16 protein-coding genes are annotated in these 17,840 nt (G+C 63.2%); 6 read left to right on the forward strand and 10 right to left on the reverse strand.

Annotated features, from left to right (window positions below):
* Window positions 1-386: 386 nt before the first annotated feature.
* From ACR65N_RS04395 to ACR65N_RS04405, 3 genes are read left to right on the forward strand one after another with little or no spacing between them, the layout of a single operon-like run.
* A complete protein-coding gene (locus tag ACR65N_RS04395; RefSeq protein ID WP_440455888.1) occupies window positions 387-998 on the forward strand; it encodes a DUF6656 family protein in 612 nt (203 codons plus the stop codon).
* Window positions 999-1,046: 48 nt separating this feature from the next.
* A complete protein-coding gene (locus ACR65N_RS04400; RefSeq protein WP_440455889.1) occupies window positions 1,047-2,027 on the forward strand; it encodes an L-threonylcarbamoyladenylate synthase in 981 nt (326 codons plus the stop codon).
* A gap of 10 nt (window positions 2,028-2,037) precedes the next feature.
* Window positions 2,038-3,468: an FAD-binding oxidoreductase gene (locus tag ACR65N_RS04405; protein ID WP_440455890.1), complete on the forward strand. Its 1,431-nt coding sequence runs from the start codon at window positions 2,038-2,040 to the stop codon at window positions 3,466-3,468.
* A gap of 21 nt (window positions 3,469-3,489) precedes the next feature.
* On the opposite strand, the gene ACR65N_RS04410 is transcribed toward ACR65N_RS04405, so the two are convergent.
* The gene (locus ACR65N_RS04410; protein WP_440455891.1) at window positions 3,490-5,790 is read right to left on the reverse strand and encodes a DUF1217 domain-containing protein; all 2,301 of its coding nucleotides are present in this window, start codon (window positions 5,788-5,790) and stop codon (window positions 3,490-3,492) included.
* A 343-nt stretch (window positions 5,791-6,133) separates the two neighbouring features.
* On the opposite strand from ACR65N_RS04410, the gene ACR65N_RS04415 reads away from it, so the two are divergent.
* Window positions 6,134-6,700 carry a DUF6101 family protein gene (locus ACR65N_RS04415; protein WP_440455892.1) on the forward strand — a complete coding sequence of 189 codons (567 nt, stop codon included), beginning with the start codon at window positions 6,134-6,136 and terminating at the stop codon, window positions 6,698-6,700.
* A gap of 60 nt (window positions 6,701-6,760) precedes the next feature.
* Here ACR65N_RS04415 and ubiA read toward each other — a convergent pair whose 3' ends face one another.
* From ubiA to ACR65N_RS04440, 5 genes are all read right to left on the reverse strand, one after another.
* Window positions 6,761-7,720, reverse strand: coding sequence for a 4-hydroxybenzoate octaprenyltransferase (gene ubiA, locus ACR65N_RS04420; protein ID WP_440455893.1), 960 nt, complete (start codon window positions 7,718-7,720; stop codon window positions 6,761-6,763).
* Window positions 7,721-7,824: 104 nt separating this feature from the next.
* Window positions 7,825-9,081, reverse strand: a complete 1,257-nt coding sequence (locus ACR65N_RS04425; protein WP_440455894.1) for a cyclopropane fatty acid synthase — start codon at window positions 9,079-9,081, stop codon at window positions 7,825-7,827.
* Window positions 9,082-9,229: 148 nt separating this feature from the next.
* Entirely contained in the window at window positions 9,230-11,545 is a 2,316-nt protein-coding gene (locus tag ACR65N_RS04430; RefSeq protein WP_440455895.1) for a Tex family protein, read from the reverse strand.
* 85 nt (window positions 11,546-11,630) lie between these two features.
* Complete coding sequence (locus ACR65N_RS04435) at window positions 11,631-12,029, reverse strand: type II toxin-antitoxin system HicB family antitoxin (RefSeq protein ID WP_440455896.1); 399 nt, start codon at window positions 12,027-12,029, stop codon at window positions 11,631-11,633.
* Between the two features lie 26 nt (window positions 12,030-12,055).
* Window positions 12,056-12,250 (reverse strand): type II toxin-antitoxin system HicA family toxin, encoded by a 195-nt coding sequence (locus ACR65N_RS04440; protein WP_440455897.1) that lies wholly within the window; start codon window positions 12,248-12,250, stop codon window positions 12,056-12,058.
* A 150-nt stretch (window positions 12,251-12,400) separates the two neighbouring features.
* On the opposite strand from ACR65N_RS04440, the gene purD reads away from it, so the two are divergent.
* Together purD and ACR65N_RS04450 are read left to right on the forward strand one after the other, a co-directional pair.
* Window positions 12,401-13,666 carry a phosphoribosylamine--glycine ligase gene (gene purD, locus ACR65N_RS04445; RefSeq protein WP_440455898.1) on the forward strand — a complete coding sequence of 422 codons (1,266 nt, stop codon included), beginning with the start codon at window positions 12,401-12,403 and terminating at the stop codon, window positions 13,664-13,666.
* A 106-nt stretch (window positions 13,667-13,772) separates the two neighbouring features.
* Window positions 13,773-14,270 (forward strand): plant virulence effector HPE1-like domain-containing protein, encoded by a 498-nt coding sequence (locus ACR65N_RS04450; RefSeq protein ID WP_440455899.1) that lies wholly within the window; start codon window positions 13,773-13,775, stop codon window positions 14,268-14,270.
* 193 nt (window positions 14,271-14,463) lie between these two features.
* On the opposite strand, the gene ACR65N_RS04455 is transcribed toward ACR65N_RS04450, so the two are convergent.
* The 4 genes from ACR65N_RS04455 to ACR65N_RS04470 all read right to left on the reverse strand — a co-directional run bounded on the left by ACR65N_RS04455 (window position 14,464) and on the right by ACR65N_RS04470 (window position 17,815).
* On the reverse strand, window positions 14,464-14,769 hold the full coding sequence (locus ACR65N_RS04455; RefSeq protein WP_440455900.1) for a type II toxin-antitoxin system RelE/ParE family toxin: 306 nt from the start codon (window positions 14,767-14,769) through the stop codon (window positions 14,464-14,466).
* Window positions 14,766-15,011 (reverse strand): type II toxin-antitoxin system ParD family antitoxin, encoded by a 246-nt coding sequence (locus ACR65N_RS04460; RefSeq protein ID WP_440455901.1) that lies wholly within the window; start codon window positions 15,009-15,011, stop codon window positions 14,766-14,768. The genes ACR65N_RS04455 and ACR65N_RS04460 overlap by 4 nt, the downstream gene beginning before the upstream one ends.
* A 60-nt stretch (window positions 15,012-15,071) precedes the next feature.
* Complete coding sequence (gene glyS, locus ACR65N_RS04465) at window positions 15,072-17,351, reverse strand: glycine--tRNA ligase subunit beta (protein ID WP_440455902.1); 2,280 nt, start codon at window positions 17,349-17,351, stop codon at window positions 15,072-15,074.
* A gap of 134 nt (window positions 17,352-17,485) precedes the next feature.
* Window positions 17,486-17,815 carry a TM2 domain-containing protein gene (locus tag ACR65N_RS04470; protein WP_440455903.1) on the reverse strand — a complete coding sequence of 110 codons (330 nt, stop codon included), beginning with the start codon at window positions 17,813-17,815 and terminating at the stop codon, window positions 17,486-17,488.
* Between the last annotated feature and the right edge of the window lie 25 nt (window positions 17,816-17,840).

Raw genomic sequence — 17,840 nt, forward strand, 5'->3', positions numbered from 1 at the left:
TCATCGGCCGGGCAGACGCCGAAGCGCCGTCCGAGGATGCCTCCATCCTTCAAACTGCATGCTGGCGGGGAGCCCAGCCGTGGCCGGTCTGCCCTTCATCTCGGCCGGTTCTCCCCAGACGGGAGCGGCGCATGAGACTATCTATAACCGAATCTGGGCCGCCCCGCTTAGTATGCAATGCGACATGCGCTTCCGCAAAGACGACACCTTCGACATGCGCCCGTAGCCGTTGCTTGGTTTGCTTTCGCAACTCACCCACAAGCCCCGTAAAGCAGAGCCCACAACGCATCGGCGAATTTAAGCTTCCCGACATAGACATGCGGGTTGGCAAGCGCTCGTTAAGGATGTGTCCGTAGGATCGACGCGTTCACAGGAGCCGAAGCGCATTGCAGCAGAGGACAAAGCTCAGATATTTCGAGACGAGGCCGCCTGTCCTGCAGGCGCCCAACCTGAAGCCGACGGCGCATTCCGAGTTCCTGCGCACCGGCCGGATCTCGCGGCGCAGCCAGGACTGGCTGGAAGACGAGCGGCGCTACCTGACCTATGAGGAAGTCGGCGAGCAGACCGAGCGGCGATTGTCGGCAGCCGGCGAGAACGCCTATGAGCGCATCAATGCCTTCCATGCATCGATCCGCTTCCCGAAGGTGCTTTTCAGCCGGTCGCTCGATGAGCGGCCACATCTCGGCTACTGCCATGTGACGGCAGCGCGCAGCCATCTCGGCGCCGGGGAGCCCGTCGCCTGGTCGTTCTACATCTGCAATTTCCTGTCGGACGTCGGCGGCGCCGAGGATTTCTTCCGGCACATCCGCACCCAGTACGGGCGCATGTATTTCGCCGTGGCGATCGAGCCGGAAGAACGAGGCGGCACGCGCATCAGCCGCAGCATTCGCGACAACGGCCTGCTGTTTCGCACCAGCGATCCGATGGAAGCGCTGAAGAACGTGCTGCTGCTCGGCACCAGCGACCAGGATCTGCGCGAGATGATCCGGCAGATCTGACGGGAAAGAATTGCGCTGCGGCCCGGTTTGGCGCTATGCACCGGCACCATGGCAGCGCACGTCATCGACATTGCGAAGGATGAAGGCCTGGCGGTAAGAACCGCCTGCGAACTCCTGTCCGAAGGGCTTCCGGTGGCGATCCCGACCGAGACCGTCTACGGCCTTGCGGCCGACGCCACGAACCCGGCGGCCGTAACGCGCATCTATGAGACCAAGGGCCGGCCGCGTTTCAACCCGCTGATCTGCCATGTGGCGGATCTGGCGATGGCGGAACGCTACGGCGTCTTCGATCCATTGACGCGAAAACTCGCCGAAGCCTTCTGGCCGGGACCGCTCACCCTCGTCGTGCCGCTCAAGGCCGGTTGCGGCATCCATCCGCTGGCGACCGCCGGGCTCGACACCGTCGGGCTTCGCGTGCCGCGCGGGTTCGCAGCGGCGGTGATCCGCGCCTTCGACCGGCCGCTTGCAGCGCCGAGCGCCAACACCTCCGGCAGGATCAGCCCGACCTCGGCACAGCATGTGGCGCAGGATCTCGGCGACAAGCTCTCTCTCATCCTCGACGGCGGCGCATCGCTGGTCGGCGTCGAATCGACCATCCTGCGCGTCGAGGGCGACCGGCTGCGGCTGCTGCGGCCGGGCGGCGTGGCGGCGGAAGATATCGAGCAAGTGACCGGTCTGCAGCTTGAGCGGCAGGACGGCCCCGCCCCCGCCATCGAGGCGCCGGGCATGCTTGCCTCCCATTACGCGCCATCGGCTGCGGTGCGGCTGAATGCCACCGATGCCCAGCCGGGCGAAGCGCTTATCCGGTTCGGCGGCCGCCCGACGGAAGGAACCGAGACGGCGGCGGCCGTGTTCGACCTCAGCCCCGGAGGCGACCTGGCCGAAGCGGCAATGAACCTCTTCGATACGCTGAAGCGTGCCGATGCCGTCGGTGCGACACGGATTGCCGTGGCGCCTGTTCCGGACCATGGTCTGGGAGAAGCGATCAACGACCGGCTGGCGCGGGCGGCGGCACCACGGGATAACTAGGAGTTCTGGCATGGATATCAGCGGCCCTTCCCCCGATCTCCTGTCGCGCTTTGCAGCGATCGTCGGCGACGCCCATGCGGTGACGGACGTCGATACACTGGCACCGCGGCTGACCGAGAATCGCGGGCTTTACCACGGCCACACGCCGATGCTGCTGAAGCCGGGCTCGACCGAGGAAGTGTCGCAGATCCTGAAGCTTGCCAGCGAGACGCGGACGGCTGTCGTGCCGCAGACCGGCAATACCGGCCTGGTCGGCGGCCAGACGCCAAGCGAGGACAACACCCAGCTGATCCTGTCGCTGGAGCGGATGAACCGGATCCGCGACGTCGATCCCGTCGCCAACGTGCTGGTGGCCGACGGCGGCTGCATTCTTGCCGACGTGCAGGCGGCGGCCGATGCGGTGGGGCGGCTGTTTCCGCTGTCGCTCGGCTCTGAAGGCTCGTGCCGGATCGGCGGCAATCTTTCGACCAATGCCGGCGGTACGGCTGTGCTCGCCTATGGCAACATGCGCCAGCTGTGCCTCGGGCTCGAAGTGGTGCTGCCGACGGGCGAAATCTGGGACGGGCTGCGGCGCCTGAAGAAGGACAATACCGGCTACGATCTGCGCGACCTGTTCATCGGCGCGGAAGGCACGCTCGGCGTGATCACCGGCGCCGTCTTGAAGCTGTTCCCGAAGCCGGTCGGCCACCAGGTGGCGTTCGTCGGGCTTGCTTCGCCGGACAAGGCACTGGCGCTGTTCGAGCGCGCCTCCAACCTCTTCGGCCCGGCACTGACAGGCTTCGAGCTGATGCCGCGTATCGGCATCGACTTCACCACCCGCCACATTGCCGGCGTCCGCGATCCGCTTCCTTCGCGCCACGACTGGTACGTGCTCATCGACATCTCGACCACGGATTCGGCTGAAACCGCGCAGACCATGGTGGAAACACTGCTCGAACAGGGGCTGGAGGCGGGTCTGGTCGAAGACGCGGTGATCGCCTCCTCGGTTGCCCAGCAGAAAGCCATCTGGCACATGCGCGAAAGCATGTCGGACGCTCAGAAGCCGGAGGGTGGGTCGATCAAGCACGACGTGTCGGTGCCGATCTCGAAGATCCCGGCGTTCATGGCGGAGGCGGAAAAGGCCGTGCTGGCGGCCATGCCCGGCGCCCGCGTCTGCGCCTTCGGGCATCTCGGCGACGGCAATATCCACTACAACATTTCCCAGCCGGTCGGCGCCGACAAGGCCGAGTTCATCTCTCGCTGGCGCGAGATCAACGCCATAGTCCATGCGATCGTGCTGAAGGCCGGCGGCTCGATCTCCGCCGAGCACGGCATCGGCCAACTGAAGCGCGACGAACTGGCGCAGATACGCCCGGAGATCGAAATCGATCTGATGCGGCGCATCAAGCATGCCTTCGACCCGGCCGGGATCATGAACCCCGGCAAGGTCATCCGGTCCTAGTAGCCGGGCAGACGCGACGCGTCAGCGGTTCTGGGCAAGCGAGGTCAGGAGGTCGGCGCTGATCGATCCGCCACTGCCGGCGCCGGTCAGGATGGACAGGGCCGAGGTGCTGGCGCTGGAGTTTTCCAGGTCGTACATCACGGTGAACTTGCTGATCATCTTCGACACCATGTCGGGATCCTGGAGATCGGTCAGCGTCAGGTACTTCTTGACAAGCTCCGCCTGCTTGTCGACGTCGAGATTGCTGAAGCTGTCGGGCAGCTGGAAGCTGACGCGGAAGAATTCGAGAAGCGCCGTATCGCCCAGAATATCGTAGGCGCTGGTGATCGATTTCGACATGCGCTCGAAATACAGCGCCAGCCGGACGCCGTTGTTCTCCTCGCCCTGCTGCTGCTCCAGCGTCTGGCGGTCGTACTTGTTCTGCGTCTCGTAGATCTTGCCGAGCGACTGTGCACCCTGGTCGTTGACGTCAGACAGCTTGCCCTTGGCATCAAAATTGAAGGTGCCGAGGATCTCGCCCCAGACGTCCGCCTGCTGGTTGACGAAGCTCTTCGGGTCGTTGAGGTCGGAGGCGAAGATCTGCTTGAGGAAATCCTTCGACACCTTGGTCGGATCGACGTCGTAGGCGGTCAGCAGCACATTGACCAAGCGGTCGTCGTTGATGAAATCCGAGGCAGACTGGATGCTCAGCATCTTCTGCGAGTAGTAAGCCGTCTCAACCTTGGCATCGGCACGCGCCTTGTCCCGCGCATCGTCCTCGAGGAAGCGCGCCATCTTCACCGTGTAGTCGGAGGCGATGGCGGTGATCGTGCCCTGTGACTGGGCGGTCAGCGGGGTCGTGACGTTGCCGTCCCTGGTAAAGTTGAAGGCCTTGGCCAGCGTCAGGTAGCGGTCGTCCTTCAGGGTGTAGACGAAGCTGTTCGGGTCATCCAGATCGCTCTTCAGCACGCGGCTGATCGTGTAGGAAGAAACCTCGTCCGGATCGATGCCGACGGCCTTGAGGGCGAACTGGTAGACGTCCTGCTTCGTCAGGAACTCGTCGACCGAATCGATATCCGATATGGCCGTGCGGTAGAGGGTCGCCGCCTTCTCGTCGGCGGCGTCCTGCACATCGTTGTAGCGGCTGAAATAGTTGCTGGAGGTGAGTGCCGCCTGCTGCGTGGTCTGGGCGCTGCCGGCTTCGACCGTGCCGTCGGTGCCGAAACTGAAGGCCTTCGCCAGCGCCATGTATTCCGGATGACTGCCGCTGAAGCGATTGACGTAGCTGTTGGGATCGCTGAGGTCGCTCGTCAGGATCTGCTCGACGGTGGAGCGAACCACGGTGATGCCGGTGAGGTTGAAGGCCGTCGTGACGTAGTTGTAGAGCCGCGTATCCGCCGTCAGTTGCTCGACGTTGGTAAGCGTCGCCATCTTGCTCTTGAAGTAATTGTCCTCGCTGACCGCGCTGGCGGTGGAGACGCGATCCTGCCTGCTGAGATAGAGGCTGTTGATCGCCGTCTTCTGGTCGTTCGTCTGGGCGCCGTCGGCGGGCGACCTGCCATCAGACTGAAATTCGAAGGCGTCGGCGATGTCGTAGTACTTCTGGATCGAGCTGAGCTGTGCCTGATAGCCGGCAATCTCGGTGTTGATCTTGTTCTTGTCGGCCTCGGTGGTGGCGGCTGCCAGACGCGTGCGGGCATCGGTGACCTGGGTGTTCAGCGTCTCGCGCTGCGGGCCAAGCGTCTGGTTGATGTAGCTTTGGCTGTCGCCGGTGTCGCTCGACAGGGCCCCGGCCACCAGCGAACGCGAATAGTAACGCTCGTCGACATCGAAGCTTTTCAGCAGGTAGCCGCGCAGCCGGTCGTTTCCCAGCATCTCGTCAACCGAACCGACCTCCTTCATCATCGCGTTGAAGTAGTTCGTCTCGGTGGTCACGGCGTCGCCTTCGCTGACCATCGTCTGATTGTAGAGATCGACCATGGCATCCACCTGGGTGGAGGACTGGGCGGTCTTTTCGTCCGAGGAGAAGTTGAAGGCGGACGCGAATTCGCGGTAGCGGTCGTCGGTCAGCTTGTTGGCAAAGCTGTTCTCGTCGGTGAGGTCGCTTTCCAGCACCTTGCGCATGAACGCCTTGGCATAGGCCATATCGCCCAGGCCGAAGGCCGTCATGGCGTAGGAATAGAGCCGGTAATCGTCCATGAAGTCGTCGACCGACGTCACCTTGCCGATGTTCGTCTTGTAGTACTCGGCGTCGCGGGCAACGATGTTCTGATTGGAGACGCGTTTGAGGCTCGCCTGCATGTCACGGCTGACAAGATCATAGCTGAGGTAGGTCGATACCATAGCGGGGGGAGCCTCTCGTTCACCCAGGCGCGTTCGTTGCGGCGCGCAGCATAGCCCGGACACGCTTAAAGAATTGCTCCTCAATTTCGCACGGCAGGCTTGTCCCGAACTGACGCGGGAGCGTTTTCTGTTTTGGCTCAGCACACTCCGGCCGCTGTTCACGGAACGGAAACCCTGACGACTTCTATTTCGGTAACCAACTGAAGACGCTGGAATTTCTTAACCGCGATTTTTAAGCGGTTCTGGAAAGCGCCGCCCTATGTTCGGGCCATCAGAGGACGGAAAGTCCCGGAAAGAAAGCCAATGAAATCGGCTCTCAGGTAAAACAAGGGTAGCATTCGAGATGACAAATACGGTTCTGAAACCCTCATGGGCAGGTGCAACGTTGCGGCTCGATCCGTCGCGTTTTCCCCAGCAGATCACGTACGGGCTGCATGATGCCGCCGGCGATGTCACGATCACCATCGACGAACGCGGCGCAGTCCTGCGCAAGATACTGCTGGGAAGCGGCCTGCCGCTTTCCTTCGCTCTTCCGGCCCGCGCCTTCAAAGGGGTCGCGGCCCGTGCCATCGACCACGGTAACGGCGAGGTCACCGTGACCCTGGAGCTGCATCACGAGGATGCGGACCTGTGCATTCCGCTGCTCGTCGCGCATGATCTCTGCGATATCGCCGCCGACTGGCGCAGCTGGTCGGAAGCCTTCCGCATCCCGATGCTGATGGTCGAAGCCGATGGCGTTGCACGTCCGCTGGAAAACCATCTAGGCGAGTTGCGCACCCACACGGTGAAGCAGCGTCGCCGCCACTCCTACTTCGCCGCCCGTCGGCCACGCTTCCTCGTCCGCCGGACGACCGGCAGCCTGGGCGTGGCGATGAAGATCGAGGGCAAGGAGATCATCGCCCGGCGCTGATCCGTTTCGCACGGCCTAGAACCGCATTCGAGGCCAGGCTTAGCGCCTGGCCTCCTGCGTTCAACCGTAGCTGACGAGAGAGGCCGCAAGGCCGAGGAAGATCACCCCGCCGACGCGGCTGTTGAACTTGAACAGCCTGAGACACTGGTCGGGATTGTCGATGTCGATGATCAGCACCTGCCAGGCAAACATCAGGCCGGCCAGCAGCAGCCCGAGATAGCCCAGGATGCCGACCTCAGCGGCGATGAAGGCAAAGACGAAGAACACCAGCGCCGCCCCGTAGATGATGCTCAGCCACACCTTGGTGTGCTCGGCGAACAGCCGGGCAGTCGAACGCACGCCAACCAGCGCGTCATCCTCCTTGTCCTGGTGCGCATAGATCGTGTCGTAGCCGACGGTCCAGGCGATCGCTGCAAGATAGAGCCAGACAGGCGCCCACGACAGCTCCCCGAACACGCCGGTCCAGCCCATCAGCGCACCCCATGAGAAGGCGAGGCCGAGGAAAAACTGCGGCCAATCGGTAAACCGCTTGGCAAAGGGATAGATGGCGACGATCAGCAGCGAGGCAAAGCCGAGCATGATGGTGAAGCTGTTGAACTGCAGGAGCACCAGCAGACCAACCAGCGCCTGGCCGACCAGGAAGAGCTTTGCCTGCAGTCGGCTGACGCGGCCGGAGGGCAGCGGACGCGAACGGGTCCGCGCGACCGCCCCATCGATCTCGTGGTCGACGAGGTCGTTATAGGTGCAGCCTGCACCACGCATGGCGACGGATCCGAGGAAGAACAGGAACAGGTGCGTCAGCTTGAGTTTCAGCGAAAAGCCGCCGTCGGGTGCCACATCGGCATTCGCCGCCAGCGCCGCCGACCAGAAGCACGGCCACATCAGAAGCTGCCAGCCGATCGGCCGGTCCCAGCGGGCAAGCTGCGCGTAGGGCCAGACCCAACGCGGAAGCGCCTGATAGACCCAGTTGTCGGAAGGTGCGTCGGCGACCCGGCCGGTGATATGCTGAGAGCGTTTCATGGCGGCAAGTTCTAGTGATTTTCCCAGCTGGACGAAAGCGCCCGGCGGCATGAATTTTTGTTGCGATATTGCCCCCCCGCGACCGGACGAAATCCGACTGAATCTCAGAACAGGAACGGCTCCAGCGGCTTGCGCGTCACCTCGAATTGCTTCAGCGCCGCCTCGCGCTCAAGGATGTAGTCGCGATTGTTCGGCACGCCATCGCGGGCCTTCTTCAGCTGGATCTGGAAGATGAAGAAGTTCTCGTGGGTGAAGGCCATCTCCGAACCGGCGAGATAAAATTCCCACATGCGGAAGAAGCGTTCGTCATACAGTGCCACCGCCCGCTCCCGGTTGGCAACGAAGCGCTCCCGCCAATGCCGCAGCGTGGTGCCATAATGGACCGGCAGGATCTCGATGTCGGAAATCAGCAGCCCGGCCTTTTCGATAGGCGGCAGGACTTCCGACAGGGCCGGGATGTAGCCGCCGGGGAAGATGTATTTTTCGATGAACGGGTTAGTGACGTAGGCGATGGTCGGCTGACCGATCGAATGCAGCAGCATCACGCCGTCATCGTCGAGGACCTCATTCACCTTGCGGAAGAAGTTGGAATAGTTGGTCCGCCCGACATGTTCGAACATGCCGACCGAGACAATCCGGTCGAACTTCGTCTGTGGCTTCAGATTGCGGTAGTCCTGGAGTTCGAAGCGGACCCGGTCGGTCAGGCCCCGCCGTTCCGCCCGGTCGCGGGAGATCTTGAGCTGCTCCTGGCTGAGGGTAATGCCGGTGACGTCGACACCGGAGGATTCGGCCAGATACATCGCCATGCCGCCCCAGCCGGAACCGATCTCCAGCACCCGCTGGCCGGGGTTCGGCATCAGCTTGGCCGCGATATGGCGCTTCTTGGCCAGTTGCGCCTCGTCCAGCGAAATGCCCGGCGGATTGAAATAGGCGCAGGAGTATTGCCAGTCCTCGTCGAGGAACAGCGAGAACAGCTTTTCGCTGAGATCGTAGTGATGGGCGACGTTGCGGCGATTGTGATTGACCGGCACGCGATTGCGGAACTGGGCCACGAGCATGCGCGATAGGCCGCGCCAGATCATCCCGAAGGTCAGTCCTTCGCTGAGGGTATTATCCTTCACCAGCGCCAGGAACTCGTAGATGTCGCCGTCCTCGACGATCATCCGGCCGCCCATGAAAAGCTCGCCGAGCTTCAGCGCCGGATCGGCGGCCAGCTCCTCTTCCGCCTTGTCGTCGGTAAAACGCAGGGACAATCTGCGCCCCCCGCCCTGCCCGAACCTCTGCATGCCATCCGGGCCGCTGACCGTCAGCTCGCCCACCCTGATGATTCTAGCCAGCAACTTCCGCAGGGATGAGGCCACGTCTACCTCCGATACTAAGCTTGCCTTACTAACCGAAATCTACTGCCTTCATTCCCGGAGACAAGCGAATTCTTGACGCAAAAGCGCCGTAAGGCAACCGCCGCCGAACATCGTCCAGCCGGCTAAGTTCGCATCGGATAAGACTAAATTAGCGCCGCTTCATCGCCTCGGCGAGCGCGGCTCCGAGGCCGCCCATCTGCGGCGTCTCGGGACGCGCAGGTTTGGCGTTGGCGTGTCGCATGGCATTGGCCGAGCCACGCGGCTCGCGCATCGACGGCGCTTGCGCCTCACCGCCGTCCTTGCGCATCGTCAGTCCGATGCGCTTGCGCTTCACATCCACCTCGACGACACGCACCTTCACGACATCGCCGGCCTTGACCACCTCGTGCGGATCCTTGACGAAACGATCGGCAAGCTGCGACACATGCACGAGGCCATCCTGGTGGACGCCGATATCGACGAAGGCACCGAAGGCCGCCACATTGGTGACCGTGCCTTCCAGCATCATGCCGGGCTTCAGGTCGGTGATCTCGTCGACACCCTCGGCGAACGTCGCGGTCTTGAAGCTCGGACGCGGATCGCGGCCCGGCTTTTCCAGCTCGGCGATGATGTCCTTGACCGTTGGCAGGCCGAACGTCTCGTCGATGAACTGCCGCGGATCGACGGATTTCAGCGCTGTGCTGTCGCCCATCACCGAGCGGAGATCACGGCCGCAAGCGGCGACGATCTTCTTGGCCACGCCATAGGCTTCCGGATGCACGGAGGATGCGTCGAGCGGTTCCTTGCCGTTTGGAATGCGCAGGAAGCCGGCGCACTGCTCGAAGGTGCGCGCGCCAAGCCTCGATACCTTCAGCAGGTCCTTGCGGCTGGCGAACGGCCCGTTCTCGTCGCGGTGGAGGACGATCGCATCGGCGATCGACCGTGTCAGGCCGGCGACGCGGGCAAGCAGCGGCGGCGATGCCGTGTTGAGGTCGACGCCGACGGCGTTCACCGCATCCTCGACGACGGCATCCAGGGAGCGGGACAGCTTGTTCTGGTCGACGTCGTGCTGGTACTGGCCGACGCCGATCGACTTCGGCTCGATCTTGACGAGTTCGGCGAGCGGATCCTGCAGGCGGCGGGCAATCGATACGGCGCCGCGCAAGGACACGTCGAGGCCGGGGAATTCGAGCGCTGCGAGCTCGGAGGCCGAATAGATCGAGGCACCGGCTTCGGAAACGATGACCTTGGTCGGCTTCTTTCCCGTTGTCGGCAATTGCGCCAGCATGTCGGCCACCAGCTTTTCCGTTTCGCGGCTGCCAGTCCCATTGCCGATCGAGATGAGGTCGACGTCGTGCTTGCGGATGAGGGCCGCCAGTTCGGTCTGCGTGCCGCGCACGTCGTTCCTCGGCGGGAACGGATAGACGGTGGTCGTTTCAAGCAGTTTGCCGGTGCCATCGATGATCGCCACCTTGACGCCGGTGCGGATGCCCGGATCAAGTCCCATGGTCGGACGCGAGCCGGCGGGCGCGGCCAGCAGCAGGTCCTTGAGGTTACGGGCAAACACCCGGATCGCCTCTTCCTCAGACCGTTCACGCAGTTCGCGCATCAGGTCGAGCGACAGCGACATCGACAGCTTGACGCGCCACGTCCAGCCGGCGACCTCCATCAGCCAGCGGTCGGCCGGCCCTTTGTCGCCGATGGCGAAGGCACCGGCAATCATCCGCTGCACGGGCTTCACCGGCGACGGATCGTCCTGATCGACCTCGATGGTCAGTGTCAGCATTTCCTCGTTCCAGCCGCGCAACATGGCAAGCGCCCGGTGGCCGGGCGTCGTTGACCAGCGCTCCGTGTGGTCGAAATAGTCGGAGAACTTCGCACCCGCCTCCTGCTTGCGGTCGACCACCTTGGCCTTCAGCATCGCCTTGTCGCGCATGTGCTGGCGCAGGCGCTTCAGGAGATCGGCATTCTCGGCGATGGTCTCGGCAACGATATCGCGGGCGCCATCGAGCGCCGCCTTCACGTCGACGACGTCTGCCGACAGATAGGCGTGCGCCAGCTGCGCCGGATCGGCGGCGCGGTTGGCCCACAGCGCTTCAGCCAGCGGCCCAAGTCCACGCTCGCGGGCAATCTCCGCCTTCGTCCGGCGTTTCGGCTTGTAGGGCAGATAGAGATCTTCCAGCTCGGCTTTGGTTGTCGCCCGGGCGATCTTCAGCGACAGCTCGTCGGTCATCTTGCCCTGGCCGTTGATGGAATCGGCGATCGCGGAGCGGCGGGCCTCCAGCTCGCGCAGGTAGACGAGGCGTTCGGCGAGATTGCGCAGCTGCGTGTCGTCAAGCCCGCCGGTGACTTCCTTGCGGTAGCGGGCGATGAACGGCACCGTCGCGCCCTCGTCCAGCAGTCCAATGGCGGCGATCGCCTGATCGGCGCGGGCATTGATTTCCGTGGCGATGGTGGAAGCGATGGAGCGAATGTCAGCGGCCATGAATGTCTCTTGTCCTGGTCTACTCGGGTGCCGGGGTCCTGGGTGGCGCGGACCATAGCTGCGGAATGGGGCAAAGCAAGCGTCGTCAGCCGGTCAGCTTCCGACGAACCGCGTCGGCAATAAAGCCGGAGCGGGTATAGCCTTGCCGCTCCGCCGCCTTGTTGAGGCGGTTTAGCAGATGTTCCTCCATGGTGATTGTCACCTTCACGGAGCGTCCCGGCCTGTCCACAGGCAAAAGCGTGACCACTTCGGCGGTGGTGAACTCCTCACGGAACGCGTCGGCCTTCTTCAGCTCTTCCAGCGACCGAAATTCCGGCAGCTCCTCGCCGTCGTCAAGCATGCACTCGACATGCAGATCCAGCGCTTCCTTGCCTTCGCGCAGAAGGTCATCAAGGGATGTCGAAGCGGATACGCAGCCGGGCAGATCGGGAAACGAAATGCCGTAGGCATCATCCTGCCTGTGAACCAGAGCGACGATCTGCATGGGATTATCCTTCACTCAAACCGTAGTCATTCCGGAGGCCAGTTCCATCCAGCCTGGCGCCAGATCGACCGCAAGGTGCCGACCGGTATGTCGCGCTTCGGGTGGGGTACGGTGACTCGTCCGCCGCCGGACGGATGCTTCAAGTGCTTGTGGCGCCCCTTCTGGGCAACCTCCAGACAGCCTTGCCTCTTCAACCGCTTCAGCACCTCGTGACTGTCCAAGCCAACCTCCGCCGATACCTATTTGTACGTATCGGCAAGTTGATCGTCAAGGTTTCCCGCGGATCATGCCGAACCACCGGACGTCGCGCTTGACCTTTGCCGCCCGTCCCCTTAACCGCCGGGGCACCATTAAAAACCATGGGGGCGACAGTGAAGGTTCTTGTGATCGGATCCGGCGGCCGCGAACACGCGCTGGCCTGGAAGCTCGCGCAGTCGCCGCTTCTGACGAAGCTCTATGCCGCGCCCGGCAATCCCGGCATCGCCGAGGAGGCCGAACTGGTGGCGCTCGACGCCGAAGATCATTCAGCCGTCATTGCATTTTGCCGCGACACGGGGGTCGACTTCGTGGTCGTCGGCCCCGAAGCGCCGCTGGTCGCAGGGCTTGCCGACGATCTGCGTGACGCCGGCTTTGCGGTCTTCGGACCCTCCAGGGCCGCCGCGCAGCTCGAAGGCTCGAAGGGCTTCACCAAGGACATCTGCGCCCGCTACAACATCCCCACCGGCGCCTACCAGCGGTTTACCGCCGCTGAACCGGCAAAGGCGTATGTGCGCGAACAAGGCGCGCCGATCGTCGTCAAGGCCGACGGACTTGCCGCCGGCAAGGGCGTGACTGTGGCCATGACACTCGACGAGGCACTTGCCGCCATCGACGACTGCTTTGCCGGCGCCTTCGGCTCAGCCGGCGCCGAAGTGGTGGTCGAGGCCTATCTGGACGGCGAGGAGGCGAGCTTCTTCTGCCTGTCCGATGGCAAGACGGCGCTGGCGCTCGCAACCGCCCAGGACCACAAGCGCGTGGGTGACGGCGACACCGGTCCCAACACCGGCGGCATGGGCGCCTATTCGCCGGCGCCGGTGATGACCGACGAGATGGTAGCGCGGACAATGACGGAGATCATCGAACCGACGATCCGCGGCATGGCCGAAAGCGGATTTCCGTTCACCGGCGTCTTCTTCGCCGGCCTGATGATCACCGAAAAGGGTCCCGAACTCATCGAATACAACGTGCGTTTCGGCGATCCGGAATGCCAGGTGCTGATGATGCGGCTGAAGAGCGATCTGCTGCCGATCCTGTATGCCGCTGCCACCGGCACGCTGGACGAGGTGAGCGCCGAGTGGCGGGACGATGTGGCCCTGACGGTGGTCATGGCTTCCAAGGGGTATCCTGCCGCCTACGACAAGGGCACGCCGATCCGGCATCTCCCGGCCGGCGGCGAGACAGGCAGGGTTTTCCACGCCGGAACGGCGATGAGGGACGGACAGCTTGTGGCAACCGGCGGCCGGGTGCTCAACCTGACGGCCACCGGCCGCACGGTCGCGGAAGCTCAGGCACGCGCCTATGCGCTGGTCGATCAGGTGGAGTGGGAAAACGGCTTCTGCCGTCGCGACATCGGCTGGCAGGCGATCGAGCGCGGCTGACCACCGGCCCGCGCAGCACGATCTTTACCCGGCGTTAACTTCGTCCCCTGACCGGATGGAAAGGAAGACACGGTAGCATTCCCGAACTTCAACCGGGGGTCGACCGATGTACAGCCATGTCCTGACAGTCCTCGCAGCGTTTGCAGCCTCGCCTGCGGCAGCATCCTCCGTCGAGATGTGGTCAACGATCCCGATCGCCAATCCTCCCAGCATCACCACCATGACCTGCACCGCCTGTGCACCGGTGACGGCTCCCGCCGAACCGGAAGGCAACAGCCTGCCGAGCCTGGCGCAGGGCGAGCAACGGCTTTCGGTGGAAGACCGCAACGGCAAGCCGACGCTGGTGCGGACCGAAGCCTGGATGGGCGGCTCGCCCGTGACCTTCGTCAGCGTCAATCCTGTCTGGGTGGAGACGGAAAAGGGCGTGCTTGCCGGCCGCGACGGCAGGCCGGCAAAGGGTGATGGCGTCGACCTGCAGGCCACCACCTCGGCGGTCGCCCCGGCTGCCGCAGCAACGGAGGCTTCCGAGCCGGCCCGTATCACACCGGTGGCGGATACCTCGGCACCGAATTTCTCGACCTACGAGCTGCGCCCGACCCGCTGAGTGCTAACTCTTCCGGCGCCGAACCCGTCTCTGCTGTATCTCGGTGGCGGGCGCGGCACGCCTATGCCGCCTGCTAGCTCCGGGCAGTGACCGACCCTCCGGCCTTCGTCGTGCCACCGTTGCAGATGCGGGTGCTTCCGCGGATTACCGCTGGCATCATAGCCACGGCTGACCAGCGTCCAGGCAGGAGGCATCATTCGGATGGATCCAGGTGCCGGAGAGCATTGCTCTTTTCGTGGAGGATGCGGGCGATATTCACTGGCCCTTCGTTGGTCAGGACATAAAAGACAAGATGATGAGCGCATTTGAAGCGCCGGTAGCCAGGCTTAATGTCGTCTTTCAACTGCCCAATGCCAGGATGATCACCAAGTCTGGCGAAGGCGTCGAAAAGATGGGAAATATAGCGATCAGCCTGATCAGCGGACCATTCGATGGCGGTGTAGTTCCAGATATCGTCAAGATCGCCTTCCGCGGCCGGGCTTAGGCGATATTTCTTCATCGTCCGTACTTATTGCGCATGCGGGCGAGGAATTCATCGCGATCAACGTGACGGGGCTCACCGCTGTTCTCACCCTCGATCAACAGCGCGCGAAGCTTTCCATACTTCGCGTGGTCTTCCTCAAGCAGCCGCAGCCCAGCTTCGATAACGGCCTGTGGCGAGGCGAAACGGCCGCTTTCGACTTCGCTCTCAACGAAATTGGCAAAGGGTTCGCCAAGGGTTATCTGGACGGGCTTGTTCATCGGCACAATCCTACCGGCTCCACTCTAGGAGGATAGCACGAAGCCGGTGAAGAATGAAACTCAACCGGCGATCTTCGAGAAATCGGCGACCGTCGCCGTTGCCTCCCGGATGGCCTTCAGCAGCGCCAGGCGGTTGGCCCGGATCGCCACATGCTCGCCATTCACCAGTACATCCTCGAAGAACCGGTCCACCGGACCGCGCAGCTTCGACAGCGCCTCCATCGCCGAGCGGAGGTCTTCCGTGGCAACGGCCTGCGAGGCTTCCGCGGTGGCAGAGGTGATGGCTGCAGCCAGCGCCTTTTCCGCATCCAGCTTCAGCAGCTCCTCGGCCACACCGTCGGCGACGACCGTTCCCTTCTTCTCTTCGGCGGCGAGCAACTGCGTGGCGCGCTTGGTACCGGCCAGCAGGTTCTTGCCGTCTTCCGAGGTGATGAAGGCGGTCAGCGCCTCGGCGCGGCGGGCAACCAGCAGCAGGTCGTCGGCATCCGGCGTCAGCACGGCATCGATAATGTCGTGGCGGGCGCCCATGTCGCGCAGGTAGACTTTCAGGCGGTCCTGGAAGAAGGACAGGAGGTCGGTGGCAATGGCCGGCTGCGCAGACACCTCCGGGAAGGTCTCGTTGATATAGCTGTTCTGCGCCAGTGCCTGCTCTTCATCGGTCTCAGGCGCCTGACCCTTCGGTGCCGACATCACCAGCGGCAATGCGAGATCGAACAGCGACAGCAGGTTCAGCCGCACCTTGCGCTCCAGAATGATGCGCACGACGCCGAGCGCCGCGCGACGCAGCGCATAGGGATCCTTGGAGCCGGTCGGCTTTTCATCGATCGCCCAGAAACCGATCAGCGTATCGAGCTTGTCGGCGAGCGCGACCGTGATCGCCACCTTATCCTCCGGCACGCGGTCGGACGGACCCTGCGGCTTGTAGTGGTCCTCGATGGCGGTTGCCACACTTTCGTCCTCGCCCTGCAACGCGGCGTAGCGCCGGCCCATCAGGCCCTGCAGTTCGGGGAACTCACCGACTGCCTCGGTTCGCAGGTCGGCCTTGGCGAGCACGGCGGCGCGATCGACGAGCGTCTCATCGGCACCGACGATCGGCGCCAGGTTTTTCGCCAGCGCCCGGATGCGGGCGACGCGCTCGCCCTGCGTGCCGAGCTTGGCATGGAAGGTGACGTTCAGCGCGTCGAGCTTTGCCATCCGCTGGTCGAGCGGCTTCTTGAGATCAAGGCCGAACTTTTCGGCTGATGCCTTAAGCGTCGGAAGATCCGGCAGGTCGCCCTGGTCGCGGGTCCAGAAATGCTTTGCGTCCGACAGGCGGGCGCGAACGACCTTGCCGTTGCCGTGGACGATTTCCTTTCCGCCATCCTTCGCCTCGATGTTGGAGACGAGGATGAAGCGGTTCGACAGGCCTTCCGCGGAGCCTTGCGGCCGGGTGACGAAACACTTCTGGTTGGTCTTGATGGTCAGCCGGATGATTTCAGCCGGGATCTGCAGATACTCTTCCTCGAACGTGCCGATCAGCACGTGCGGCCATTCGACGAGGCCAGAGACCTCTTCCAGCAGGCCTTCGTCTTCGACCAGATCGAGACCGTTGGCGAAGGCGAGATCGCGCGCATCGTGGAGGATCACATCCTTGCGGCGGTCCGCATCGAGCATGACCTTCGCTTTTTCGAGGCTTGCGGCATAGTCATCGAAACGGCGCACGGTGATGGCTTCGGGCGCATGGAAACGGTGTCCGTAGGTGACATTGGAGGCGGTGATGCCATCGACGTCGAAGCCAATGACCTGGCTCTCGTCATGCTCGGGGCCGAAGACGCAGACGATCGACTGCAGCGGGCGGACCCAACGCAGGCTTTCCGACCCCTTGCCGTCGATGCCCGCATAGCGCGTGCCCTTGGGCATCGAGGCAGCACCGGAGCGCATGCTCTTGGGCCACGGGAAGGACCGGATGATGCCCGGCATCACGCCGGCAATGATCTCTTCGGCGGCACGGCCGGGCTTGGAGACGACGGCGACGTAGAAGTCGCCCTTCTTTGCGTCGGAGAGAACCTGCGCCTGCGAAATGGAGGAGAGACCGGCCTTGCGCAGAAATCCCTGCACCGCCTGTTCCGGCGCCTTGGTCGACGGCCCCTTGATCTCCTCGCGCTGATCGGCGGAGCGCGCGGTCAGGCCGCGGATGTCGAGCGTCAGCCGGCGCGGCGTCCAGTATTCGCGCGCACCTTCGTAGGTGAGGCCCGCCTCGACCAGCGCGTCGGTGACGAGCTTGCGCAGATCGCCCGCCGCCTTGCGCTGCATGCGTGCGGGGATTTCCTCGGAGCGGAGTTCGAGAAGAAGATCAGGCATGGCTACTCGGCTTTTTCTTGGATTTCGCGTTGCCGGGACTTAGCAAGGCATGGCGCAAAAGTCATCTGCCGAGTGGCCGAAAACGCGACCGGATGTTCATCACTTCGAGTTGGCGCTCACATTACTGAGACCGATTACGTTCCCGCCACTAGAGCCTGCTGCAAGAGATCGTTGCGGATCTTATTTTTATGCTCCGAAACCATCCCGGGTATTAGGAATGCGTCCACGAGGACCCAAACGCCGACGATAGCAAGAAAGACAAGGCCAACGCCTAGAGCCGCCAATGCAAAGCCAAGTATGGTGAGAATAAGCATGCACACCGCAGAACCTGTCCGTCCCAGGTAGAAGCGATGACCGCCAAGGCCGCCGACAAAAAGCCACAACAGGTAAGAGACCCCTGCTGACTTTGCCTCATTGGTGACGCGCTGCTCTATAAGAATCTGTCGATCTGTAGACACGGACATGAAATTTTCCCCAGTTCCCCTCCGA

This window comes from Rhizobium sp. SAFR-030 (genome assembly GCF_059415005.1).